The 24,733-nt window shown below is 65.0% G+C and carries 17 protein-coding genes and 1 pseudogene; 6 read left to right on the forward strand and 12 right to left on the reverse strand.

The window, feature by feature from the left end; translation table 11 throughout:
* Positions 1-5: 5 nt before the first annotated feature.
* A complete protein-coding gene (locus V8U06_RS23665) occupies positions 6-722 on the reverse strand; it encodes an META domain-containing protein (protein WP_427142770.1) in 717 nt (238 codons plus the stop codon).
* 190 nt (positions 723-912) lie between these two features.
* Between V8U06_RS23665 and dxr the strand changes: the two genes are divergently transcribed.
* Positions 913-2,088: a 1-deoxy-D-xylulose-5-phosphate reductoisomerase gene (gene dxr / locus V8U06_RS23670; protein ID WP_427142771.1), complete on the forward strand. Its 1,176-nt coding sequence runs from the start codon at positions 913-915 to the stop codon at positions 2,086-2,088.
* Between the two features lie 18 nt (positions 2,089-2,106).
* On the opposite strand, the gene hemA is transcribed toward dxr, so the two are convergent.
* The 4 genes from hemA to V8U06_RS23690 form a co-directional block, all read right to left on the reverse strand.
* Positions 2,107-3,321 carry a 5-aminolevulinate synthase gene (gene hemA, locus V8U06_RS23675; RefSeq protein ID WP_427142772.1) on the reverse strand — a complete coding sequence of 405 codons (1,215 nt, stop codon included), beginning with the start codon at positions 3,319-3,321 and terminating at the stop codon, positions 2,107-2,109.
* 242 nt (positions 3,322-3,563) lie between these two features.
* Positions 3,564-4,361, reverse strand: a complete 798-nt coding sequence (locus tag V8U06_RS23680) for an FAD binding domain-containing protein (protein ID WP_427142773.1) — start codon at positions 4,359-4,361, stop codon at positions 3,564-3,566.
* A gap of 12 nt (positions 4,362-4,373) precedes the next feature.
* Positions 4,374-6,725: a xanthine dehydrogenase family protein molybdopterin-binding subunit gene (locus V8U06_RS23685; RefSeq protein WP_427142774.1), complete on the reverse strand. Its 2,352-nt coding sequence runs from the start codon at positions 6,723-6,725 to the stop codon at positions 4,374-4,376.
* A gap of 108 nt (positions 6,726-6,833) precedes the next feature.
* Positions 6,834-7,325 carry a (2Fe-2S)-binding protein gene (locus V8U06_RS23690; RefSeq protein WP_427142775.1) on the reverse strand — a complete coding sequence of 164 codons (492 nt, stop codon included), beginning with the start codon at positions 7,323-7,325 and terminating at the stop codon, positions 6,834-6,836.
* Between the two features lie 479 nt (positions 7,326-7,804).
* On the opposite strand from V8U06_RS23690, the gene V8U06_RS23695 reads away from it, so the two are divergent.
* From V8U06_RS23695 to V8U06_RS23715, 5 genes and pseudogenes are all read left to right on the forward strand, one after another.
* Complete coding sequence (locus tag V8U06_RS23695; RefSeq protein ID WP_226917624.1) at positions 7,805-8,068, forward strand: YMGG-like glycine zipper-containing protein; 264 nt, start codon at positions 7,805-7,807, stop codon at positions 8,066-8,068.
* 264 nt (positions 8,069-8,332) lie between these two features.
* Complete coding sequence (locus V8U06_RS23700) at positions 8,333-10,258, forward strand: autotransporter assembly complex protein TamA (RefSeq protein WP_427142776.1); 1,926 nt, start codon at positions 8,333-8,335, stop codon at positions 10,256-10,258.
* A gap of 2,597 nt (positions 10,259-12,855) precedes the next feature.
* Positions 12,856-14,529 (forward strand): annotated as a pseudogene (locus tag V8U06_RS23705) (translocation/assembly module TamB domain-containing protein); the annotation flags it as partial.
* Positions 14,530-14,643: 114 nt separating this feature from the next.
* Complete coding sequence (locus V8U06_RS23710) at positions 14,644-15,120, forward strand: chemotaxis protein CheW (protein WP_226917627.1); 477 nt, start codon at positions 14,644-14,646, stop codon at positions 15,118-15,120.
* A gap of 387 nt (positions 15,121-15,507) precedes the next feature.
* The gene (locus tag V8U06_RS23715; RefSeq protein WP_427142777.1) at positions 15,508-17,274 is read left to right on the forward strand and encodes a methyl-accepting chemotaxis protein; all 1,767 of its coding nucleotides are present in this window, start codon (positions 15,508-15,510) and stop codon (positions 17,272-17,274) included.
* A 60-nt stretch (positions 17,275-17,334) separates the two neighbouring features.
* Here the strand turns inward: V8U06_RS23715 and V8U06_RS23720 are convergent, their stop codons facing one another.
* The 7 genes from V8U06_RS23720 to V8U06_RS23750 all read right to left on the reverse strand — a co-directional run bounded on the left by V8U06_RS23720 (position 17,335) and on the right by V8U06_RS23750 (position 24,690).
* On the reverse strand, positions 17,335-17,583 hold the full coding sequence (locus V8U06_RS23720; protein ID WP_226917628.1) for a formate dehydrogenase subunit delta: 249 nt from the start codon (positions 17,581-17,583) through the stop codon (positions 17,335-17,337).
* Positions 17,584-17,592: 9 nt separating this feature from the next.
* Positions 17,593-18,426 carry a formate dehydrogenase accessory sulfurtransferase FdhD gene (fdhD, locus tag V8U06_RS23725; RefSeq protein WP_427142778.1) on the reverse strand — a complete coding sequence of 278 codons (834 nt, stop codon included), beginning with the start codon at positions 18,424-18,426 and terminating at the stop codon, positions 17,593-17,595.
* A 9-nt stretch (positions 18,427-18,435) separates the two neighbouring features.
* Positions 18,436-21,315: a formate dehydrogenase subunit alpha gene (fdhF, locus tag V8U06_RS23730; protein ID WP_427142779.1), complete on the reverse strand. Its 2,880-nt coding sequence runs from the start codon at positions 21,313-21,315 to the stop codon at positions 18,436-18,438.
* A 54-nt stretch (positions 21,316-21,369) separates the two neighbouring features.
* Entirely contained in the window at positions 21,370-21,585 is a 216-nt protein-coding gene (locus V8U06_RS23735) for a DUF4287 domain-containing protein (RefSeq protein WP_427142780.1), read from the reverse strand.
* Positions 21,582-23,138, reverse strand: coding sequence for a formate dehydrogenase beta subunit (locus V8U06_RS23740; protein ID WP_427142781.1), 1,557 nt, complete (start codon positions 23,136-23,138; stop codon positions 21,582-21,584). Before V8U06_RS23740 ends, V8U06_RS23735 begins: the two co-directional genes overlap by 4 nt.
* Positions 23,135-23,614, reverse strand: coding sequence for a formate dehydrogenase subunit gamma (locus tag V8U06_RS23745; RefSeq protein WP_226917632.1), 480 nt, complete (start codon positions 23,612-23,614; stop codon positions 23,135-23,137). Before V8U06_RS23745 ends, V8U06_RS23740 begins: the two co-directional genes overlap by 4 nt.
* A 182-nt stretch (positions 23,615-23,796) precedes the next feature.
* Positions 23,797-24,690: a LysR family transcriptional regulator gene (locus V8U06_RS23750; protein WP_226917633.1), complete on the reverse strand. Its 894-nt coding sequence runs from the start codon at positions 24,688-24,690 to the stop codon at positions 23,797-23,799.
* Positions 24,691-24,733 lie beyond the last annotated feature (43 nt).

Genomic DNA, 24,733 nt, shown 5'->3' on the forward strand with positions numbered 1-24,733 from the left:
TTCCGTCAGCCGGTCTTGCGGCAGTTGACGCCGGGGGCGTTCTCGCCCTTCATCAGGTCGTAAAGCGTCGCTTCGTCGCCCTTGGTCCACCATTCGTATTTGCCGCCGGCATATTTGGCGCCGGAGGCCGCCATGACGTTGGCGGCGATGACCGTCTCTTCGCCGATGCGCAGGACCGCCAGAGAATTGGCGCCGACATTGATATATTCGACGACGACGCGCTGCTCGGAGTCGCACTGGTAGTTCAGCGTCTCGCGTACCACGCTCTGCTCGGGCCCCGGCAGGCGGATGACGACGTCGGTGTTGTTCTTCAGGCCGGCGAGACGGATCGCCGGCGCGCCTTCCTTGCCCGTCAGGTGCAGGATGCCGTTTTCGAGCTTCCAGGACGTGACCGTGCCGAGCGCGTCGAAGAACTTCTGTTCCTGGTCCATGATGGCGGGCGCGCACATCTTGCGCGTCGCGGCGGCCGGCGCGAAGGCGATGTTGCCGTTCTGCACCTTCAGCTTGCCACGATAGGTGTTGCAGCCGCCATTGCCGCCATAGGAGCCGTCCGGCTTGATCTCCAGCGTCGTCTGCAGATCGTCGATGACGCCATTGCCGCCGATGTCCTCGGCAAGCCATGTGCCGCCCAGCCCGCCCGGGACCGGCTCGTCGGCATAGGCCGGAGCCGCCGCCCAGAGGGCGAGGCAGGCAAGGGTCCATACTCTCAGGCGTCGGTACACAGATTTCTCCAATCGCGTCGGGGCGGAAGACCGCTTTGCGGGGACGTTATGGCCGTCCGGGCGAAAAGGTCAAGCCAAGGGTTCCAGAAGAGGCCCCCGGCCTCCGCTTTACAGCATTTCGACGACTTGTTGCAGGCGTCTTTCGCCTGTAGAGCCTTGGGCGGATAACAAGAAAACCGCGGACAACATCATGGCTCCCGACGCTCGGCAAAAGCGCCGTATCACCATTCTCGGCTCGACAGGCTCCATCGGCACCAGCACGCTCGACGTGGTACGCCAGCTCGGCGGACGTGAGCGTTACGAGGTGCTGGCGCTGACCGGCAACGGTAATGTCGACCTGCTCGCCGCGCAGGCGAAGGATTGCGGCGCGCGCCTGGCCGTGACGGCGGACGAGAGCCGCTACGGCGCGCTGAAGGAAGCGCTTGCCGGCAGCGGCATTGAAGCGGCAGCGGGACGCGCCGCGCTGCTGGAGGCCGCGTCTGACGAAGCGGACTGGGTGATGGCGGCAATCGTCGGCACGGCCGGTCTTGCGCCGACGCTGGCCGCCGCGAAGAAGGGCGCCGATATCGCGCTTGCCAACAAGGAATGCCTTGTCTCCGCCGGCGATCTCTTCGTTCAGGCGGTGGCCGAAGGCGGCGGACGGCTGATCCCCGTCGACAGCGAACACAGCGCGATCTTCCAGGCGCTGGAGGACGACCAGCGCCATGCCGTCGAACGCATCGTGCTGACGGCGTCCGGCGGGCCGTTCCGCACCTGGAGCCGCGAGCAGATGGCCGGCGTGACGGCGGATATCGCGCGCGCTCATCCCAACTGGTCGATGGGGCTGAAGATTTCCATCGGCAGCGCCTCAATGTTCAACAAGGCGCTGGAGATGATCGAGGCCAAGCACCTCTTCGACGTGCGGCCGGAGCAGATCGAGGTGGTGGTACACCCGCAGTCGATCATCCATTCCATGGTCGGCTATGTCGACGGTTCGGTGCTGGCGCAGCTCGGCGCACCGGATATGCGCACGGCCATCGGCTATGCGCTGACCTATCCCGAGCGCTCGCCGCTCAATGTCGACCGGCTGGATTTTGCAAAACTTTCGCGGCTCGATTTCGAGGCGCCCGACGAGGCGCGTTTCCCGGCGCTGCGGCTCGCCCGCACGGCGCTGACGCGCGGCGGCTTGCAGGGCGCGGTGATGAATGCGGCGGAGGAGGTGGCGTTCCACGCCTTCGTCGCCGGGCGCATCGGTTTCCTCGAAATGGCCGACATCGCCGAAGCGGTCATGGACCGGCTCACGCATCTGCCGCCGGCCACTTCCATGGACGATGTGTTCGCCGCAGACGAAGAAGCCCGGCGGGTGGCCGCCGGGCTTGTCGGATAATCGTTCCGTTTCGCCGTATCAGGCCACGGCGCGGGCCAGTGCACAGCGCGACCAGAGCGAATGCAGCGCGCCGACCAGATTGTCGATATCGGCATCGGTGTGCAGCGGCGTCGGCGTGATGCGCAGGCGCTCGGTCTTCTTCGGCACGGTCGGGTAGTTGATCGGCTGGACGTAGATGCCGAAATTGTCGAGCAGCAGGTCCGAGATCCATTTGCACTTGGCGGCATCGCCCACCATGACCGGCACGATGTGGCTCGGGTTCGGCATGTGCGGAATGCCGTTGCGGTCGAGCAGCGAGCGGAGACGGCGCACGCGCTCCTGATGCGCGAAGCGCTCGACCTGGCTTTCCTTGAGGTGACGGATCGCGGCGCAGGCGCCGGCGGCAATGGCCGGCGGCAGCGAGGTGGTGAAGATGAAGCCGGAGGCGAAGGAGCGCACGAAGTCGCAAAGCGCGGTCGAGCCGGCGATATAGCCGCCCATGACGCCAAAGGCCTTGCCGAGCGTGCCCTCGATGAGGGTGAGGCGGTGCATCAGGCCTTCGCGCTCGGCGATACCGCCGCCGCGCGGGCCGTACATGCCGACGGCATGCACTTCGTCGAGATAGGTCATCGCGCCGTACTTGTCGGCGAGATCGCAGATTTCCTTGATGGGGGCGATGTCGCCGTCCATCGAGTAGACCGATTCAAAGGCGATCATCTTCGGCGCCTTCGGATCGGCGGCAGCGAGCTTGGCTTCGAGGTCCTTGAGATCGTTGTGCTTCCAGATCACGCGCTCGCACTTGGAGTGGCGAATGCCCTCGATCATCGAAGCGTGGTTCCCGGCATCGGAGAAACAGATGATGCCGGGGATCCTGGAACAGAGCGTACCGAGCGCGGCCCAGTTGGACACGTAACCCGAGGTGAAGAGCAGCGCGGATTCCTTGCCGTGCAGGTCGGCGAGTTCGCGCTCGAGCAGGACGTGATGGTGATTGGTGCCGGAGATGTTGCGGGTGCCGCCGGCACCGGCGCCACACTGGTCGATGGCGCGCTTCATCGCCTCGGTGACGACGGGGTGCTGGCCCATGCCGAGATAGTCGTTCGAGCACCAGACCGTGACGTCCTGGACCCCATTCGCCGTGTGGCGGGTCGCCTTCGGGAAGTTGCCCTTCTGGCGTTCCAGGTCGGCGAAAACGCGGTAGCGGCCTTCCTGATGCAGGCCATCCAGTTCGTTCTTGAAGTAGGTCTCGAAGTCCATCCAGAGTCTCCGGTCCGGGACAATCCGGACGTCATCGTCAGTTGGCGGTCGTTCAATCGGCTATATCAGGCGTCGTTTCGCTGCAACGGCATGTGCTGCGGCAAATCGGCGCCACCTTTGAACCATTCCAAGGTACATTAGCCCGCACAAGGCCATTCCCTATTGATCCGTGTCAAGTCTGCACGAAAAAAGGACGGCCTCAACCGCCCTTTTAATCGAACAGTTTCAACTTTTTCGAGGGGTCAGGCGGCGGCCACCGCGCGCTTGGCCATGACCTTCACCAGATTCGCCCGATACTCCGCGCTGCCATGCAGATCGGAAAGCAGGTCCGCGGCGTCGACAGTGACGCCGGACGTTGCCTCCGGCGACCAGTTTCCGGCAAGCGCGGCTTCCAGCCCGGCATGGCGGAAGACACCGTTGGAGCCGGCGCCCGTGACGGCCACCCGCACCCCGCCATCGCCTGCCTTCGCCACGAAGACGCCGGCCATGGCATAGCGCGAGGCCGGGTTGGGGAACTTGGCATAGGCGGCTTTGGCCGGTGCGTCGAAGGTCACGGCGACGACGATTTCGCCCTCCTCCAGCGCCGTCTCGAAGAGGCCGGTGAAGAAGGCGTCGGCGGGGATTTCGCGCGTGTTGGTGACGATGGTGGCTCCCAGCGCCAGCATGGCGGAGGGGTAGTCGGCGGCCGGATCGTTGTTGGCGATGGAGCCGCCGATCGTTCCCATGTGGCGCACATGCGGGTCACCGATATGGGAGGCAAGGTGGCAGATCGCCGGGCAGGCCGCCTTCAGCTCCGCCGAGGTAGAGACCTCGTAGTGCGTCGTGCCTGCGCCGATGCGCACCCGGCTGCCGCTGACGGAAATGCCCTTCAGTTCCGCGACGTGGCGCAGGTCCACGAGATCGGCGGGTGCGGCCAGCCGCTGCTTCATGGTCGGGATCAGTGTCATGCCGCCGGAGACGTATTTCGCTTCGTCGGAGGACGAGAGCAGCCTGACGGCATCGGCCAGCGAGGATGCGCGGTGATAGTTGGTTGCGTACATGGCGTCCTCCCGTCAATTGGCTGCTTGCCGTGCCGCCGCCCAGACCTTCTGGGGCGTTGCCGGCATGGTGAGATCGTTGTTGCCGATGGCGTCGGTGATGGCGTTCATCAGTGCCGGCGGCGAGCCGATGGCGCCCGCCTCGCCGCAGCCCTTGATGCCGAGCGGATTGTTCGGGCAGGGCGTGATCTGGTGCGAGACCTGGAAGGAGGGCAGATCGTCGGCGCGCGGCATGGTGTAATCCATGTAGCTTGCCGTCAGCAGCTGCCCTGTATCGGGATCGTAGTGCACGCCTTCCAGCAGCGCCTGGCCGATGCCCTGCGCGATGCCGCCATGCACCTGGCCCTCGACGATCATCGGATTGATGATATTGCCGAAGTCGTCGGCGGCAACGAACTGGACGATCTTCGTCTTGCCGGTTTCCGGATCGACTTCGACCTCGCAGATGTAGCAGCCGGCCGGGAAGGTGAAGTTGGCCGGGTCGTAGAAGGCGCCTTCCTTGAGGCCGGGCTCCATGCCGGAGGGCAGGTTGTGCGCGGTATAGGCGGCGAGCGCCATCTGGAACCAGGGGACCGACTTGTCGGTGCCGGCCACCTTCAAGGCGCCGTTCTCGATGACGATGTCGCTCTCGTCGGCTTCCATCAGGTGGGCGGCGATCTTCTTGGCTTTCGCCTCCACCTTGTCGAGCGCCTTGACGACGGCCGACATGCCGACCGCGCCGGAGCGCGAGCCGTAGGTGCCCATGCCCATCTGCACCTTGTCCGTATCGCCATGCACGATGGAGACGCTGTCGATGGGCACGCCGAAGCGGTCGGCGACGAGCTGGGCGAAGGTCGTCTCGTGGCCCTGGCCATGGCTGTGCGAGCCGGTCAGAACCTCGATGGTGCCGACGGCATTGACGCGCACTTCCGCCGATTCCCAGAGGCCGACGCCGGCACCCAGCGAGCCGACGGCGGCCGAGGGGGCGATGCCGCAGGCTTCGATGTAGCAGCTCATGCCGATGCCGCGCTTCATGCCGCGGCCTGCGGCCTCCGCCTTGCGGGCGGCAAAGCCGTTCCAGTCGGCCGCCGCCATGGCGGCTTCCAGCGAGGCTTCGTAGTCGCCCGCGTCATAGTTCATGATGACGGGCGTCTGGTGCGGGAAGGAGCGGATGAAGTTGATGCGGCGAAGCTCTGCCGGCGAGAGACCGAGTTCGCGCGCCGCCGTCTCCATGGTGCGTTCCAGAAGATAGGTCGCTTCCGGCCGGCCGGCGCCGCGATAGGCATCGACCGCGACGGTGTTGGTATAGACCGCCCGCACATTGGCGTGGATGGCCGGGAAATTGTACTGGCCGGACAGCAGCGTCGCATAGAGATAGGTCGGCACCGCCGAGGAGAAGAGCGACATGTAGGCGCCGAAATTGGCGATGGTGTCGACCTTCAGGGCCGTGACGCGGTGGTCGGCATCGAACGCCATCTTGACAGTCGAGACATGGTCGCGGCCATGGGCGTCGGTCAGGAAGGCTTCGGTGCGGTCGCTCGTCCATTTCACCGGCACGCCGGTACGCCTGGAGGCCCAGAGACAGACGATCTCTTCCGGATAGATGTAGATCTTCGAGCCGAAGCCGCCGCCGACATCCGGCGCGATGACGCGCAGTTTGTTTTCCGGCGCGACATTGTAGAAGGCGCTCATGACGAGGCGGGCAACATGCGGGTTCTGGCTCGTCGTGTAGCAGGTGTAGTGGTCCTCGGCCGAATCGTAGATGCCGAGCGCGGCGCGCGGCTCCATCGGGTTCGGCGCGAGGCGGTTGTTGACGATCTTCATCTCCGTCACGTGGGCGGCATTGGCGATGGCGGCGTCGACCGCGGCGCTGTCGCCGATCTCCCAGTCGTAGATGAGATTGCCGGGGGCTTCCGGGTGCAGTTGCGGCTGGCCGGCCTCGAGCGCCTTCACCGCGTCGGTGACGGCGGGCAGCACCTCGTAGTCGACGACGACGGCCTCGGCCGCATCGCGGGCCTCGCCCAGGCTGTCGGCCACCACCACGGCAACGGCATCGCCGACGTAACGCACGGTGTCATGCGCGATCGGCCGCCAGGCGCCCATCTTCATCGGCGAACCGTCCTTGGAATGGATCATCCAGCCGCAGATCAGGTTGCCGATGCCGTCGTCCAGCATCTGCTTGCCGTTGAGCACGCCGATCACGCCCGGCATATCCTCGGCCGCCGACGTGTCGATGCTCTTGATCTTCGCATGGGCGTGCGGGGAACGCACGAATGCGGCGTAACGCATGCCCGGTACGGACATGTCGTCCGTGTAGCGGCCCTGACCCATGAGGAACCGCTTGTCTTCCTTGCGCGCGACGCGCGCGCCGATGCCTTCGACACCCATCTTCATCTCCTCCAGAGAATGGAGGCAACAGGCACCCGCCACAGGCGTTCAGGGGAGCAGCGTAATGTGCAACGGCCGCCCGCCTGGCTGATGCCGATCGCCCATGCCTTATTCCGCAGCCTGCTTGCCTGCCGCGCCCATGTCTTCGGCAGCGGCGAGGATGGCTTTGACGATGTTATGGTAGCCGGTGCATCGACAGATATTGCCTTCGAGGTTCTCGCGAACCGTCGTCTCGTCGAGCTTGGCGCCGTAGCGGTTGATCATGTCGACGGCCGTCATCACCATGCCGGGCGTGCAGAAGCCGCATTGCAGTCCGTGATTGGCCTTGAAGGCGGCCTGCACGGGATGCAGCTCGCCATTGGCGGCAAGACCCTCGATGGTGAGGATTTCCGACCCGGCGGCCTGGGCCGCCAGGATGGAACAGCTCTTCACCGCCTTGCCGTCCATATGCACGACGCAGGCCCCGCATTGCGACGTATCGCAGCCGACATGGGTTCCGGTGAGACTGAGCTGGTCGCGCAGGAAGTGCACGAGCAGGGTGCGGTCCTCGCAATCCTTGCTCACTTTCCTGCCATTGACGGTCATTGCCACTTTCGCCATTCGTTCCTCCCTGGCGGTTTGCCTGCCGCTGGGCGTGATCGATCCGACGGTAGATGCAGCGGGCGTCCTCGCGACGCGGGCTGGGGATCAATCGACACCAGCATTTCTTGTTCGCATGCATTTCAAGTCCGGCGCATGGCCTTTCGGCAATGCCGGTTGCGAGAGCGGTCCTCCGCCGCCTGCGCAACCCCAACAGTCATATCATTTGACTTTTTCCGGCGGCGATCAACCGGTACTTTCAGCCCCGTGCGAAATTTCTCGTGACCGGCATGGCGGCGGCGCATGCAAACGAAGAAGAAACGCTATTTATTCGCGCCGCAAAAAAATAGTTTATTGCCATGGACTTCCCTGATGCTGGCGATATTTTCAATCTCGGACAGACCTGACCGTCGTTGACGGCCCCGGTATGTTACCTGAGTAGAAGGGGATAGTGCGGACCCGGCAAACGCGGCCGCCGCTCAACTTTGGAGAACATCTTCATGAAGAAAGTCATTGCGCTCGTCCTGGTCGGCCTTGCAGCCGCCAGCTGCACGCAGACGGAAAAGGGTGCGGGCATCGGCGCCGTCTCCGGCGCGATCATCGGTGGCGCGGTCACCGGCAACGTTCGTGGCGCGGCTGTCGGCGCGGCCATCGGTGGCATCTCCGGCGCGGTCATCGGCAGCGTCGCCGAGCAGCCCGGCCAGTGCTACTACCGCGACCGCTACGGCCGCCGCTACATCGACCGTTGCCCGTCCGGTTACTGATAGCCGGCACTGCAACCTATGCGAAGCCCCGGATAGTCTCCGGGGCTTTTGCTTTTGTGCTCCGGGCATAAAATGCCCTTCGGTGCTTCAAATCTGCCGCGTCTGCATGTAAAACCGCCGTTAACATTACGGAAAACCTAACGCGTTAGGGTCTTTTCCTGCCTGAAAGCTCCGGATGGATCGGAGCGCCTGAAGTCTGTGTCGGAAGCTGCCGGTCTGCCGTTTGCCCCGCACCTCAAGGAGAAAGGCGACGGATAGCTGCGGATGCGGGATAAAGTGAACCGGCCGGAAAAGAGTTTTGCGTTTCTGAAGGCTGGCACCGCCCTTGCGGTCGCCGCTGCGCTGGCCTGTGGTCCCCTCACTGCCAAACCTGCCTCGGCCTTCGAGATCTTCGGCATGAAGTTCTTCGAGGACAAGGAGGAAACCACCGCCGTCATCGATCCCGTCACCTATACGCTGACGCTCGATCCGGGCACGGATGACGACGATCTCGTCGAGGCGATCGAAAATACCGCGCGGCTGAAGCAGGACGAGGACAAACCCGTCTCCGGCGATCTCGGCCTCGTCATCAAGGCCCGCGACGACCGCGACCGCATCCTTGCCGCGCTCTACGAGAACGCCCGTTACGGCGCGGTGGTGAATGTCTCGATCAACGGACAGGATCTCGATTCGCTGCCGCCCAACCCCGAATTCAACCAGAACGGCCCGGTTCCGGTGACAATCAGCGTCCAGCCGGGGCCTGTCTTCACCTTCGGCGAGGTCGCCTTCTCCGGCGACGCCGAGGGGCGCAACCCGGCGGACTATGGGCTGGTGCCCGGCGCGCGGGCCGATTCCACCCTCATCCTGAAGGCCGGCGAGAAAGTCGTCGTCGATCTCAAGGCCGAAGGACGGCCGCTCGCCAGGTTGACGGACCGCAACGCCACCGCCGACCACAAGACGCAGACCGTCGACGTGGTGATCGCCGCCGAGGGCGGACCGGTCGCGCCTGTCGGCGAGGTCGGCGTTACCGGCACCAAGACGGTCGATCCGGTCTTCGTGCAGCGTTATTCGCGCATCAATGCCGGCCAGCCCTATTCGCCGGAGGCCCTCAACAAGGCGGCCGAGCGGCTGCGCACGCTCGGCGTCTTCTCCAGCGTCACCATCCGCGAGGCCGGCAAGCTGGCGCCGGACGGTTCGCTGCCGATGACCATCGAGGTTTCCGAGGGCAAACATCGCTACTTCGGCGTCGGCGCGCAGGTTTCCAACACGGACGGTCTTGGCCTGCAGGGCTATTGGGGTCACCGCAACCTCTTCGGCCAGGCAGAATCGCTGCGTGTCGAAGGCGCGATCAACCGCATCGGCGAGGCGAACGATCTCGGCGAACTCGACTATTCGAGCGCCATCCTGTTTTCCAAGCCCGGCGCCTTTGGTCCGGCGACCACCTTCAATGCCAGCGTGAAGGCGTCCATCGTCGATCCGGACGCCTACAAGGCCTTCACGATCACCGGCGCGGCGGGCGTCAGCGTCGAGCTTTCCGACCAGGACACCGTGAGCGGCGGCGCCGAATTGATGTGGAGCAATGTCGAAGACGCCTTCGGCAAGAACAAGTATCTGACGGCCAGCATTCCGATCGAGTATGTGCGCGATACCCGCGACAACAAGCTCAACCCGACCGAAGGCTATCGCTTCATGATCAATGCGAAGCCGAGCTACGAGAATTATCGTGGCACCTTCTTCTCCAGCTTCGAGGGCGCGATCACCGGTTACCAGGCGCTCGGGGCGGAGGATCGTTTCGTGCTGGCCGGCAAGCTGGCCGCGGGCACGATCATCGGCGGCGACCAGCTTTCCGACATTCCGGCGACGCGCCGCTTCTTCCTCGGCGGCGGCGGCACGGTGCGTGGCTACAGCTACCAGCAGATCTCGCCGCGCAATGGCGCACAGCAGCTTCTCGGCGGACGTTCCTATGTGGCGGCCTCCGCGGAGGCGCGCATCGGCATCACCGAGACGATCGGCCTCGTGCCCTTCATCGACGTGGGCACGGTTTCGACCGACGAAGTGCCCGACTTCAAGGATATCAGGGCGGGCGCCGGCATCGGCGTTCGCTACGCAACGCCGTTCGGTCCGCTCCGGCTCGATGTCGCCGTGCCGCTGAACAAATATCCCGGTGGCGCCTCCTTCGGGGTCTATGCCGGCATCGGCCAGTCCTTCTGACTGTCGCCCCAATTTTCAGCTAGGCTCTTGATCCGTCGCGCGATTGGGATTCTAGACGTTGAGGAGCGATTCCGCGCTCCCGCACGCGAAATGGATGAAGCATGAACAGGCTGTCCCGAATTCTCCGCGCCACGCTCCGCTATCTCGGTTACGGCCTTGCCGTCCTGATCGTTTTGATGGTTGCGATGCTGGGGTTCGTCGGCTTCACCGATACCGGCGCGCGGATGGCGGTTTCCTATGCGCAGAAGGTCGCGGCGGCGAGCGGGCAGGTGATCGCCATCAGCGAACCATCGGGCCTGCTGACGGGCAAGCTGCGTGCGAAGACCATCACGCTCGGCGACGAAACAGGCACCTATGCGGAGATCCGGGACCTTGCCATCGACTGGTCGCCGCTCCGGCTTCTCGCCTTCAGCTTCGAGGCGGACCGGGTTTCGGCCTCCTCCATCTCGCTGACGCGCCTGCCGAAATCCAAGCCCGACGCGGAAGCGTCCGACAAGCCGTTCACCCTGCCGGTGGAAGTGCATGTCAACTCGCTCGCCATCCCCGAGCTTTTCGTATCAGGCGCGGTCGCCGGGCGTGACCAGCGCCTCGTCGTCTCGGGCCGGGGCGATGCGACGGCCGAAAGCGTCGCGGTCAAGCTCTCGGCCTCTGAAAAGGCGCGGCCCGATGCGCGTGTTGCCGCCGATATCGTCTTCAATCCCGCCGAGAACGTGCTTCGCCTCGAAGCCGACGTCGCCGAGCCCAAGGGCGGCGTGCTGGCCGGGCTGCTCAAGCTGCCGAACGATCCGGCCGTCGCGATCCGCCTGACCGGCGACGGTCCGCTTTCGCAGTGGAAGGGCCGTCTTTCCGCCGCGCTCGACGGCACCGAAATGCTGCGGGTCGACGGCCGTCACGACCTCGCGACGAGCGGCCTGCATACCCTCACGCTGAAGGGGGGCGGAACGTTCGATGCGCTGATGCCGCCGCAACTGCGCCCGCTCTTTGCCGGCGAGACCGGCATCGACGTGATCGCGGCCTTCGACGGCACGGACATGCTGCGCATCGAAAAGGGCGCGATCGCGACGGGCGCGATGACGCTCGCCGCATCCGGCACCGTCAGCGCCAGCGGCACGAACGACCTCGACGTGAAGCTCGCCGGCAAGGACGGTCCGATCGACTTCCGCTGGCCGCTGGCCGAAGGCGATGCCCGCGTGCTCATCGACGGCGCGGATATCGCGTTGACGGGGCAGGCAAAGGCGGCAGCGCTGGAAGCCCATGTCTCGGTGGCAGCCGCGGATCTGCCCGCCGGCCGTATCGAGGCGATCCGCCTGACGGCGACGAGCGATGCCTTCAACGTGGCTGATCGGTCCGGCCGGATCGATGCGACGCTCGAAACCGGCCTGACGGCCTTCACCAACCCGGATGTCGACCGTGCGGTGAAGGGACCGGCGAAGCTCGTTGCGACGCTGAACGTCTCGCCGGGCGAAATCGCCTTCGATCCCGCGACGCTGGAAAGCGCCAGCATCGGCGGTACGCTTTCGGGCCGCTATGGGCTGGAAAGCCGGGAGGCGGATGTCAATTTCCGCCTGTTCGCGCTGCCCGCCGTCCTGCCGCCTGCAATGGCGGGCAAGTTCGACACTACCGTCGCCACGGAAGGGCGCCTTAAACTGGCAAGCGACGGCGGGCTTCAGGTCTCCGGTCTTCAGGTGAAGTCCGGCACGCTGGAAGCGGCGGGCGATGTCTCGCTCGGCAAGGGCAATCTGGAAGCCGCACTCACCGGCAAGGTCCTCAACCTCGGCAAGCTGCTCGCCGATGCGGCGGGCGAAGCCGCGTTCGAGCTCTCGGCGACCGGTCCCGTCGAGGGGTTAGATGTCTCGGGCAAGATCACGTCGAGCGGCGCGACCCTTTCCGGCCGCACGCTGAGCGACCTCGTCGTGACGCTGAAGGGCAAGGCCGTTGCCGACAGCCCTTCCGGCGAACTGACGGCGACGGGCGCGCTCGACGGACAGGCGATCAACGTGCGGTCCAGCATCACGTCGGAAGGCGGGCGGATCTCCGTGCCGGTGCTGGAGGCGGAGATCGGCTCCAACACGTTGAAGGGGTCGCTGGCGCTGGCGCGGAACTTCATGCCAGACGGCACGATCCGTTTCGACTTTCCCGATCTCGGCCTGCTCGCCGCCATGGCGGGCCAGAAGGCGGCCGGCGATCTTTCGGGGCAGATCGAGTTTGCAACGACCAACGGCAAGACGTCGGCCAGCGTGCAGGCATCCGGCTCCGGCATTCGCCGCGATGCGGTGAACATCGTCAAACCCGTCGTCGACCTTGCCATTGCCGATCTCGCGACGGCGGCGATTACGGGCACGGTGCGCGCCGAGCGCGTCGCCTCGGGTGACAACCGGCTCGATGCCCTGAGGCTCGACTTTTCGCGTGAGGGACAGGCGACGAGCTTTGACGTGACCGGCCGTCTCGACGGCGCGCCGCTGGTGACGAAGGGCAAGGTGCTGCAGCGCGACGGTGGTCTCGATATCGCCCTTCAGGCCGTGGAGGCGGCGCCGAGGCGCATTGCGCTGAAGCTGGCCAAGCCGACGACCATCGGCGTCGCCAATGGCATCGCGACGCTGGATGGCCTGACCATCCAGGCGGGACGCGGTTCCGTGGCGGTTTCCGGCAAGGCGGGCGAGGCGCTCGACCTGTCGCTCCGCCTCAACGCCGTGCCGGCGGCGCTGATCAACAATTTCGCCGCCACGCTGGGGGCGGAAGGCACGATCGGCGGGACGGTGACGGTCAAGGGCAAGGCGGCAGCGCCGGTCGTCGGCTATGCGCTCGACTGGAGCGGCGCGGTGACCAGCCAGACGCGGGGCGCGGGCGTCGGCGCGCTCGACATCAATGCCAAGGGCGAATTCGCCAACAACCAGGTGCGGCTGGATACGGTTCTCTCGGGCGCGGGCGGCCTTTCCTTCCGTGGGGGTGGCACGGTCGGCATCGGCGGGGCGACGCCGCTCGGGCTGAAGTTCAACGGCACGGTGCCGTTCGGCCTGTTGCAGGGCCAGCTTTCCGCGCAGGGCTTCGTCCTCACCGGCAATGCCAATGTCGATCTGTCCATCGGCGGTACGGCGGGGGCACCCTCCGTCACCGGCAGCATCACGGCGGGCGGTGCGCGCCTTGTCGACGTGCGGCGCAATCTCGCGGTGGAGAATCTCACCATCCGCGTCAACATGGACGGGCGGCAGGCGGTGATCGAGACCGTCTCGGGCAAGTTGGCGAGCGGCGGGCAGCTTTCGGCGAGCGGCACGGTCGGCATCGATCCGGCAAGCGGGTTCCCTGTGGACGTGGCGATCAAGCTCGGCAACGTCACCTATGTCGACGGCACGCTGGTGACGGCCAATGTGACGGGCGACCTGACGCTGAAGGGGCCTGTGGCAGGCCTTTCCCTCGGCGGCAAGGTGCATATCAACAAGGCGAACATCACTCTCCCGCAGAAACTGCCGGCCTCGCTTTCCGAGATCGACATCAAGCACCGCAACGCCCCGGCCGACGTCAAGCGCATGACGGCCGATGTGCAACGGCAGCAGGGCGGCGGGGGCGGCGGGCGCGGTATCGCGCTCGATCTGACCATCACCTCGCCCGGCCAGCTCTTCGTGCGTGGCCGCGGCATCAATGCGGAAATGGGCGGCGACCTCACCATCACCGGAACCTCCGCATCGCCCATCGTGTCCGGCGGCTTCGAGCTGGAGCGCGGGCGCATGGAAATCCTGACCCGGCGCCTCGATTTCACCAGCGCCCATATCGGCTTTGCCGGCGGCCTCGTGCCGACCGTCAATCTCGTGGCGGCCAGCACCGCGGGCACCACGGAAATCACCGTGACGGTTGCCGGCCTTGCCAACAATCCGACCGTCACCTTTGCCTCCTCGCCCTCGTTGCCGCAGGACGAGATCCTCGCCCAGCTCATCTTCAACCGCTCGATGTCGAACCTTTCGGCGGTGCAGATCGCCCAGCTTGCCTCGGCCGCCAGCCAGCTTGCCGGCGGCAGCTCGACGGGCCTGCTCGACAGCCTGCGCAGCAAGCTCGGCGTCGACGATCTCGACATCACCACGGACGCGGAGGGCCGCGCTGCCGTCTCCGCCGGCAAGTACCTGAACGAGCGGACCTATATCGAATTGAAGCAGGATCCCGAAACGAACGGCGCGAAAGCCGTGATCAACCTCGATGTCGGCCGCGGCCTGAAGCTGCGCGGCGAGGCCGGCAGCGGAGGCAGCGCCGGCGGGGGTATCTTCTACGAGAAGGAATATTGAGGGGGGAGCCGGCCTTTTCCGCTTTTCGGCCGCCGAGCGGTCCGGCGTTTGAAAGATTTTAACCAGGACGTGCATAGGATCGACCCGAGACGCAGACCAACTGGGAAGACCCTGATGACCTCCATCAAGACCACCGGCTTTGCCGGCGATACGCTCGAAATCATCGCATTTCGCCTGCACGATCAGGAATTCTGCGTGAAGACGACCACGATCCGCGAAATCCGCGGCTGGGCGCCGTCCACGCCGATCCCGCATTCTCCGCCTGACGTCATCGGCGTGATGAACCTGCGTGGCACGGTCATCCCGATCATCGACCTCGCCCACAAGCTCGGCATGAAGAGCACGGAAGCCAACGAGCGCAGCGCCATCGTGGTCGCCGAAGTGCACAGCATGGTCGTCGGTCTCGTCGTCGATCGCGTGTCCGATATCCTCACCATCCGCAGCGAGCAGATCCAGCCGGTGCCGGAAGTGACGACCTCCTTCGACAAGGCCTATGCCGAGGGCATCATCGCCCATGAGAACGGCATGATCTGCTTCCTGAACCTCTCGCGCATGTTCAAAGAGCGCGACATGGAAGACATGGCGGCCTGATCGCCTCCTTCCGACCGCTGAACCATGGAGCCGCCGTGCGAAAGCACGGCGGTTTTTTGTTGCCTGCGGTTGATTACAACCAATGGGTGATGTCCCGGGTGTGCTGCCAAAAGGCCACCTCCCGTTACGTAAGGCATTTAACTCCGTAAGTTGTTGTTATATAAGAAATCTAAAATCTCACCCTTTGATTTTCATCAATTCTTAAGCCTGACTCGCCATTTTGGATTGTATCCGCGGACTTTGATGAAGAAACGCTAAAGCACGCGATGATTGAAATTCAAAGGCTGGACGATGGTCCGTGCGCGGACCGTGCGTCAGCGTCAACAATCGACGACCGCCACGCCGGCAATCACCCGAGAGCGTGGCCGTCGCACAAAGGGACAGGTCATGCTTTCATTTGCGAAATCCATGGATGCAGGCCATATCATCGATGCGCTGTCGCGCTCGCAGGCCGTGATCCAGTTCGATCTTACCGGCAATATTCTGACCGCCAACGAAAACTTCTGCCGCGCGCTCGGCTACGAATTGAAGGACATCGTCGGCAAGCATCACCGCATCTTCTGCGACGCCACCTATGGGGCGAGCGAGGAATACCGCCAGTTCTGGGCGCGACTCGGGCGTGGGGAATACGATTCCTCCAGCTACAAGCGCCTGCGCAAGGACGGCGGCGAGATCTGGATCCAGGCGTCGTACAATCCCGTCTTTCGTGGCGGTAAGCCCTACAAGGTCGTTAAGTTTGCGACCGACATCACCCAGGCCAAGATGCAGGCGACGGAAGACGCCGCCAAGCTCGACGCGATTTCCCGCTCCCAGGCGGTGATCGAGTTCACGCCGGCAGGCGAGATCATCCATGCCAACGAGAATTTCTGTGCGGCCCTCGGCTACGATCTCTCGGAGATTCGCGGCAAACACCACCGCATGTTCTGCGACCAGGCCTATGTGCAGACACAAGCCTATGCGGATTTCTGGAAGGCCCTCGCAGAGGGCCGTTTCATTTCCAACGAGTTCGTGCGCTACGGCAAGGGCGGCAGGGAAATCTGGATCCAGGCGGCCTATAACCCGATCCGCGATATCAATGGCCGGGTCTACAAGGTGGTGAAATTCGCGACCGACGTGACGGAGCGCATGTCGGCGATCAACGCGCTGGGCGGCGCGCTGAAGGCGCTGGCGGAAGGCGACCTCACGCAGAATCTCGGCACCGCCTTCGTTCCGTCGATGGAAATGGTGCGCAAGGATTTCAACGAGGCCGTTGCCGGCCTGCATGAGGCCATGCGCACGGTCGAGACCAATGCCAATGCCATTGCCTCGGGTGCGCAGCAAATCCGCTCGGCGGCGGACGACCTTGCCAAGCGCACCGAGCAGCAGGCGGCGTCCGTCGAAGAAACTGCGGCGGCGCTCGACGAGATCACGACGACGGTCGCCGATTCGAGCCGCCGCGCCGACGAGGCCGGTACGCTGGTCGCCAAGACCCGCACGGGAGCGGAGAAATCCGGCGAGGTCGTCAAGAAGGCCATTGGCGCCATGGGGCAGATCGAGCAGTCCTCGCGCGAGATCTCCAACATCATCGGCGTCATCGACGACATCGCCTTCCAGACCAACCTTCTGGCGCTGAACGCCGGCGTGGAAGCCGCCCGCGCGGGCGAGGCCGGCAAGGGCTTTGCCGTCGTGGCGCAGGAGGTGCGGGAACTGGCGCAGCGCTCGGCAAGCGCCGCCAAGGACATCAAGGCGCTCATCACCACATCCGGCGAGCAGGTGAAGAGCGGCGTGTCGCTGGTCGACGAGACGGGGCGGGCCCTTCAGGAAATCCTCGGCCAGGTGCAGGAGGTGCATACCAATGTCGCGGCCATCGTCGAGGCCTCGCGCGAGCAATCGACCGGCCTTCGCGAGATCAACCAGTCGGTCAACGCGATGGACCAGGCGACGCAGCAGAATGCCGCGATGGTAGAGGAAAGCACGGCGGCAAGCCATGCCATGGCGCGCGAGGCCGATGCGCTGCATGCACTCATCCGCCGCTTCCGGCTCGCCGGTAATGCGCAGCCCGCCCAGCGGGCGCCCGCGCCCGCCAATGTCGCACAGCTTCATGCCGTGGCCCGCAGCATGCGGTCGTCGCGCGGCTCCACAGCGCCGGCAGCAGAGAACTGGGAAGAGTTCTGAGCGCAGCGCCATGGCATGAAAACGGCCGGCAGCAATGCCGGCCGTTGGCATTTCAAGGGATCAGCGCGCCGCAGCGGGCACTTCCGCCGGCGGCGGGCGGTGGATCAGCGGCACGGCCGCCAGAACCAGCGCGTCCAGCCCCTCGCCGTCGTGGTTGTCGACGATGTCGAAAAGCTGCCGGCGCATGCGCGGTTCCCAGAACTTGTTGATGTGCGTCGCCACGCCGCCGGGGCCTTCATTGGCAGGCTGCGAGTGGAAGAAGGTGGCGATCTGGTTCGCCATTCTGACGAGCTTGTTGCCTTCGGACATGGCTGTCTCCTAACCGTTGCCGGCCCTTCTTTCGGGGCCGGAGACGATGCGTTCCGCACCGGTGAAAATCTCGAATTCCTCGCCGCGCACCAGCGCGATCAGCGTCATGCCGGCCTCCTGCGCGGTGCGGATGGCAAGCGCCGTCGGCGCTGAAATGGCGATGATGAAAGGACTGCCGATGACGGCGGTCTTCTGCACCATCTCGACGGAAACGCGGCTCGTCACGACCACCGCTCCCGCGCAGCCCGCATGGCCCGCGCGCCGCGCCGCGCCGACGAGCTTGTCCAGCGCATTGTGCCGCCCGACATCCTCGCGCACGGCGACGAGGCCCGTGCCCGGCACATAGAAACCGGCGCCATGCACGGCGCGCGTCGCCATGTGAAGGGGCTGCTGCCCGTTCAGCAGGCGCACGGCCTCGACCACCTCGTCTTCGCTCAATGTAAGCGATGACGAACGAACGGATGGCGTCACGCGGACGGCTTGCTCTATGGACTCGATGCCGCAGAGACCGCATCCGACCGGACCGGCCATGTGGCGGCGACGGGCGGTCAGCGCATCGTTCTGCATGTCGGCAAGGCGGATTTGCAGGTCAATGCCCTTGTCTTCCTGCAGAATGTCGATGGTCTCGATCTCGGCGGGATCGCCGATGATGCCTTCCGTCAGGCTGAAGCCGACGGCGAAATCCTCGAGATCGGCGGGGGTCGCCATCATCACGGCATGGGTGGAGCCGGCATAGGAGAAGGCGACCGGGGTTTCCTCGGGTACGAAGCGCTCGCCATCCGCGAGCCGCCCGCTGCGGCGGGCGGTCTCAGGGACCTTGATCGATGTCGCGAAATCCGGCACCCGAAAATCCTACTCTGCCGCCTCCAGCTTGCCGGCGATGCGGCGCGACCGCTTCGACAGCTCGTCATATTCGACCTGCCAGTCGGACGGGCCGTTGGAGGGCGAGATCTGCACTGCCGTCACCTTGTATTCCGGGCAGTTCGTCGCCCAGTCGGAGAAGTCGGTGGTGATGACGTTCGCCTGGGTCAGCGGGTGATGGAAGGTCGTGTAGACGACGCCCGGCGCGACGCGGTCGGTAATGAGCGCGCGCAGCGTCGTCTCGCCGGCGCGGCTGCCGAGGCGTACCCAGTCGCCGTCGCGGATGCCGCGGTTCTGCGCATCGTGCGGATGGATTTCCAGCCGATCCTCCTCATGCCAGACGACATTGTCGGTGCGGCGGGTCTGGGCGCCGACATTGTACTGGCTGAGAATGCGGCCGGTGGTGAGCAGCAGCGGGAAGCGCGGCCCGGTCTTCTCGTCGGTCGCGACATATTCCGTTCGGATGAACTTGCCCTTGCCGCGCACGAAGCCGTCCGTGTGCATGATTGGCGAGCCGAGCGGATGCTGTTCGTTGCAGGGCCACTGCACCGAGCCGACCTTGTCCAGATAGTCGTAGGAGACGAGGGCGAAGCTCGGGGTCGTCGCTGCGATCTCGTCCATGATCTCGGACGGGTGATTGTAGTTCCAGTCGAGGCCCATGGCCTTGGCGAGATTCTGGGTGACTTCCCAATCGCCATAGCCGTTCTTCGGGGTCATGACGCGGCGTACGCGGTTGATGCGGCGCTCGGCATTCGTAAAGGTGCCGTCCTTCTCGAGGAAGGTCGAGCCCGGCAGGAAGACGTGGGCATAGTTCGCGGTCTCGTTGAGGAACAGGTCCTGCACGACGACGCATTCCATGGCGGCAAGGCCGGCGGAAACGTGTTTGGTATCCGGGTCGGACTGGAGAATGTCCTCGCCCTGGATGTAGAGACCCATGAAGGAGCCTTCGACGGCGGCGTCCAGCATGTTGTTGATGCGCAGGCCCGGCTCGTTGTTGAGCGTCACGCCCCAGAGCTTCTCGAAAATTTCGCGCGTGGCGTCATCCGAGATGTGGCGGTAGCCCGGCAGTTCATGCGGGAAGGAGCCCATGTCGCACGAGCCCTGCACATTGTTCTGGCCGCGCAGCGGGTTCACGCCAACGCCCTCGCGGCCGATATTGCCGGTCGCCATGGCGAGGTTGGCGATGGCCATGACGGTCGTCGAGCCCTGGCTGTGCTCGGTGACGCCGAGGCCGTAATAGATCGAGCCGTTGCCGCCAGTGGCGAAGAGGCGGGCCGCGCCGCGCAGCGCTTCTGCCGGCACGCCGGTCAGGGCTTCCGTCTCTTCCGGGCTGTGGCGCGGTTCGGCGACGAAGCCGGCCCAGTCCTCGAATTCCGACCAGTCGCAGCGTTCGCGGATGAACTTTTCGTCGAAGAGGCCTTCCGTCACGATGACATGGGCAAGGGCGGTGACGACGGCGACGTTCGTGCCCGGCCGCAGCGGCAGGTGATAGGACGCCTTGACGTGCGGCGAGGAGACGAGGTCGATGCGGCGCGGATCGATGACGATGAGCTTTGCGCCCTGGCGCAGGCGCTTCTTGAGGCGCGAGCCGAAGACGGGATGGGCATCGGTGGGGTTGGCGCCGATGATGATGACGACGTCGGTATGTTCGACGCTGTCGAAATCCTGCGTGCCGGCGGAGGTGCCGAAGGCCTGGCCGAGGCCGTAGCCGGTCGGCGAATGGCAGACGCGGGCGCAGGTATCGACATTGTTGTTGCCGAAGCCGGCGCGGATGAGCTTCTGGACGAGATAGGTTTCCTCGTTCGTGCAGCGGGACGAGGTGATGCCGCCGACGGAATCACGACCGTACTGATACTGGATGCGGCGGAACTCGGCGGCGACATGGGCATAGGCCTCTTCCCAGGTCACTTCCCGCCACGGATCGGATATCTTCTCGCGGATCATCGGATTGAGGATGCGCTCGCGGTGGGTCGAGTAGCCATAGGCGAAGCGGCCCTTGACGCAGGAGTGACCGCGGTTCGCCTGCCCGTCCTTCCACGGCACCATGCGCACCAGTTCCTCGCCGCGCATTTCCGCCTTGAAGGAGCAGCCGACGCCGCAATAGGCGCAGGTGGTGACGACGGAGTGTTCCGGCTGGCCGATCTCGATGACCGACTTTTCGGTGAGCGTCGCCGTCGGGCAGGCCTGCACGCAGGCCCCGCAGGAAACGCATTCCGAATCGAGGAAATGTTCATGCATGCCGGGAGAAACGCGGCTGTCGAAGCCACGGCCCTCGATGGTCAGTGCGAAGGTGCCCTGCACCTCTTCGCAGGCGCGCACGCAGCGCGAGCAGACGATGCACTTGGAGGGGTCGTAGGTGAAATAGGGGTTCGATTCGTCCTTCGGCATCCAGCGGGCATTGGTTTCGCCGTTGTTGCGGGCCTTGACGTGGTTGTCGCCCTCATAGCCGTAGCGCACATCGCGCAGGCCCACGGCGCCGGCCATGTCCTGCAGTTCGCAGTCGCCGTTCGCCGCGCAGGTCAGGCAATCGAGCGGATGGTCGGAGATATAGAGCTCCATCACGCCCTTGCGGATGTCCTTCAGGCGGCCGGTCTGGGTATGCACGACGAGGCCGGACGCGACCGGCGTGGTGCAGGAGGCGGGCGTACCGTTGCGGCCCTCGATCTCGACGAGACAGAGGCGGCAGGAGCCGAAGGCGTCGACCATGTCGGTGGCGCAGAGCTTCGGCACCTGGATGCCGGCCTCCATGGAGGCGCGCATGATGGACGTGCCCTCGGGGACGGTGATCTCGTTCCCGTCTATGGTGAGCGTCACCATCTTTTCCGAACGGGAGGCAGGCGTGCCGAAGTCGATTTCAGGAACGAGGGGCATGGGAACCTCCAAGGCAATTCTGCGCCGCTGACAGCGGCGACTTGGGTTCAATTCTCAGGCTTTCGTCTCGGCGAGCGTCGCCGCGACGAGCGCGTTGGCATGGCCATGGCCGAGACCGTGCGTTTCCTTGAGGAACGCGACGATCTGCATATGCGCCTTGCCATCCTGCGTGCGGATGATGTCTTTCCAGTGCTCTATCGGCTGACCGTAGGTCTTCTCGATGGACGGGAAGTAGGATGCCGGTCCCTTGACCTTTTCCGTCTCGCTCATTCCGCGGCCTCCGCAATCGGCGCCGGGGAAAAGTCTTCCGGGAAATGCGTCATGGCGCTCATGACCGGATAGGGCGTGAAACCGCCGAGAGCGCAGAGCGAGCCGAACTTCATCGTGTTGCAGAGGTCGGTCAGCAATTCGCGGTTCTTCTCCGGTTCGATGCCCCGGGCGATCTTGTCGGCCGTCTCGACGCCACGCGTCGAGCCGATGCGGCAGGGCGTGCACTTGCCGCAGCTTTCGACGGCGCAGAACTCCATGGCGAAGCGCGCCTGTTTCAGCATGTCGACGGTGTCGTCGAAGACGGTGATGCCGGCATGGCCGATAAGGCCGTCTTTGGCGGCGAAGGCCTCGTAGTCGAACGGCGTGTCGAACAGCGCGCGCGGGAAATAGGCGCCGAGCGGGCCGCCGACCTGCACGGCGCGGACCGGGCGGCCGGAGGCCGTGCCGCCGCCGATGTCATCGACGATCTCGCCGAGCGTCAGGCCGAAGGCGGTCTCGTAAAGACCGCCATGCCTGACATTGCCGGCGATCTGGATGGGGATCGTGCCGCGCGAGCGGCCCATGCCGAAGTCGCGGTAATAGTCCGCGCCCTTGTCCATGACGACAGGCACGGAGGCGAGCGAGATGACGTTGTTGACGACGGTCGGGCGGCCGAGGAAGCCTTGCAGGGCCGGCAGCGGCGGCTTGGCGCGCACGACGCCGCGCTTGCCTTCGAGGCTGTTGAGCAGCGCGGTTTCCTCGCCGCAGACATAGGCGCCCGCGCCGGTGCGGATTTCCATGTCGAAGGCCTTGCCGGAGCCGAGCACGGACGGGCCGAGCACCCCGGCGGCACGCGCGACCTCGACGGCCTCGGTCATGATGGCGATGGCGTGCGGATATTCCGAGCGGGTGTAGACGTAGCCCTTGGTGGCGCCCGTCGCGAGGCCGGCGATCGCCATGCCTTCGATCAGCACGAAGGGGTCGCCCTCCATGATCATGCGGTCGGCGAAGGTGCCGCTGTCGCCTTCGTCGGCATTGCAGACGATGTATTTCTGCGGGCCCGGGGCGTCGAGCACGGTCTTCCACTTGATGCCCGTCGGGAAGCCCGCGCCGCCGCGGCCGCGCAGGCCGCTGTCGGTGACCTGCTTGACGACATCGGCCGGAGCCATGGCGATGGCCGTTTCGAGGCCCTTCAGGCCGCCATGGGCCTTGTAGTCTTCCAGCGAGACGGGATCGATGACGCCGCAGCGGGCGAAGGTGAGGCGGGTCTGGTTCTTGAGGAACGGAATGTCTTCCGTTGCCCCAAGACAGAGCGCATGGCTCTTGCCGTCCAGAAGGCCGGCATCGAGCAGGCCCGCAATGTCGGACGGTTTTACCGGACCATAGGCGATGCGGCCGTCGGCGGTCTCGACCTCGACCAGCGGTTCCAGCCAGTGCATGCCGCGCGAACCGTTGCGCACGATGGTGATATCGAGCTTGCGGGCATCGGCTTCGGCAGCAAGTGCCCTGGCGACGCGATCGGCGCCGAGGGCGAGTGCGGCGGCATCGCGGGGAATGTAGATGCGTGCGGTCATCGGCGTGCCTCCGCAATGAGTTCCTGCGCAAGGTCGGCATCGATCCGTCCATGCACCTCGCCGTCGAACATGGCGGCAGGGGCGCAGGAACAGAGGCCGAGACAGTAGACGGGTTCGAGCGTCACGGCACCATCCAGCGTCGTCTGGTGGAAATCGATGCCGAGCAATGTCTTGATGCGCTCGGCGACCGCGTCCCCGCCCATCGACTGGCAGGCCTCGGCGCGACAGAGCTTCAGCACATGGCGCCCGGTGGGGTGGTCGCGGTAGTCGTGGTAGAAGGAAACGACACCGTGCACTTCGGCGCGCGACAGGTTCAGTTCGCGCGCGATGACCGGCAGGCTTTCCTGCGGCACATAGCCGAATTCGGCCTGGATTTCGTGCAGGATGGGAAGAAGCGGCCCTTCGAGCCCCTTCAGCGCGGCGACGATGGCCAGCGTTCTTGCTCCGACATCGCTGCCGGTGACGTGCACGTTCATGGTCAGGCCTCCCAACCGACGCGAATGAACCGCAGGGAGATCAAGGGTTCCGGCGCGCCGATGCGATTGAAATTCCTCGGCGAAGACCGAACCCTTCCGACCTCCGCGACTATTCTAGCAGCTTCTCAGGTGGGAGACGACGGGTCAATAAAGCAGTCTCGTCGGGCAATAGAAAATTTCTATCAATCCATTCCCCGCTCGGCCAGGATGCGGGCTTCATGCAACAGGGCGGAGACCAGAGGCGTGAATGGTTCGCGGTGCGTGGCGACGAGGCCGACCGTGTGTTTCGGATTGGGCTCGACGAGAGAAACTATACTCAATTCCTCATGAAATCCGAAGGATCGGGCGACATTGCTGGGCATGATGCTGCTCCAGCGTCCCGTACGCACGTGGGAAAGCAGCACGATCATCGAGTTGGATTCGAGCGAGGGCTGGATGGTGATGCCGGCATCGGTGAAGTGGCGGTTGATGATACGGCGGTTCTGCATATCGGCGGTCAATAGGCAAAGCCTAACACTGCCGGCCTCCTGCCAGGTCACGCTTTCGCGATCTGAAAAAGGCCCGCCCTTGGCGGTGATGAGACAGTAGTGCTCATGCAGCAGCGGCACGCTCGTCACACGCCCGAGCGGCTCATTCTCCAGATAGGTGAGGCCCGCGTCGATCTCGAGATTTTCGAGGAGGCCGAGGATCTTGATCGAGGTGGTCGAGACGATGGAAAAGGTGACGTCGGGGTGTTTTTCCTGGAACGGGCCGGTGATGCGCGGCACCATGGCGAGCGTCGTCGGAATGGCGGCGAGGCGGATATGGCCGGAAAGGCCCCTGCGCGCTGCGCGCATCTCCTCGCGCATGGTGCGCGTGTCGCCGACAATGCGGCGCGCCCATTCCAGCACGCGCTGGCCCTCCGGCGTCAGACCCTGAAAGCGGGAGCCGCGCACGACGAGCATCACGCCGAGCTGGTCCTCCAGCTGACGGATCGCCGCCGAAAGCGTCGGCTGCGAGATGCCGAGCTCTTCGGCCGCCCGCGCGAAGTGCTTCTCGCGGGCAAGGGCGATGAAATATTCCAGCTTGTCGATCATGCGGTCGTGCCTCCACGCTCTTGATACAAAAGAACAGTAGCGG

This window comes from Shinella sp. G-2 (genome assembly GCF_050172695.1).
Taxonomy (GTDB): domain Bacteria; phylum Pseudomonadota; class Alphaproteobacteria; order Rhizobiales; family Rhizobiaceae; genus Shinella.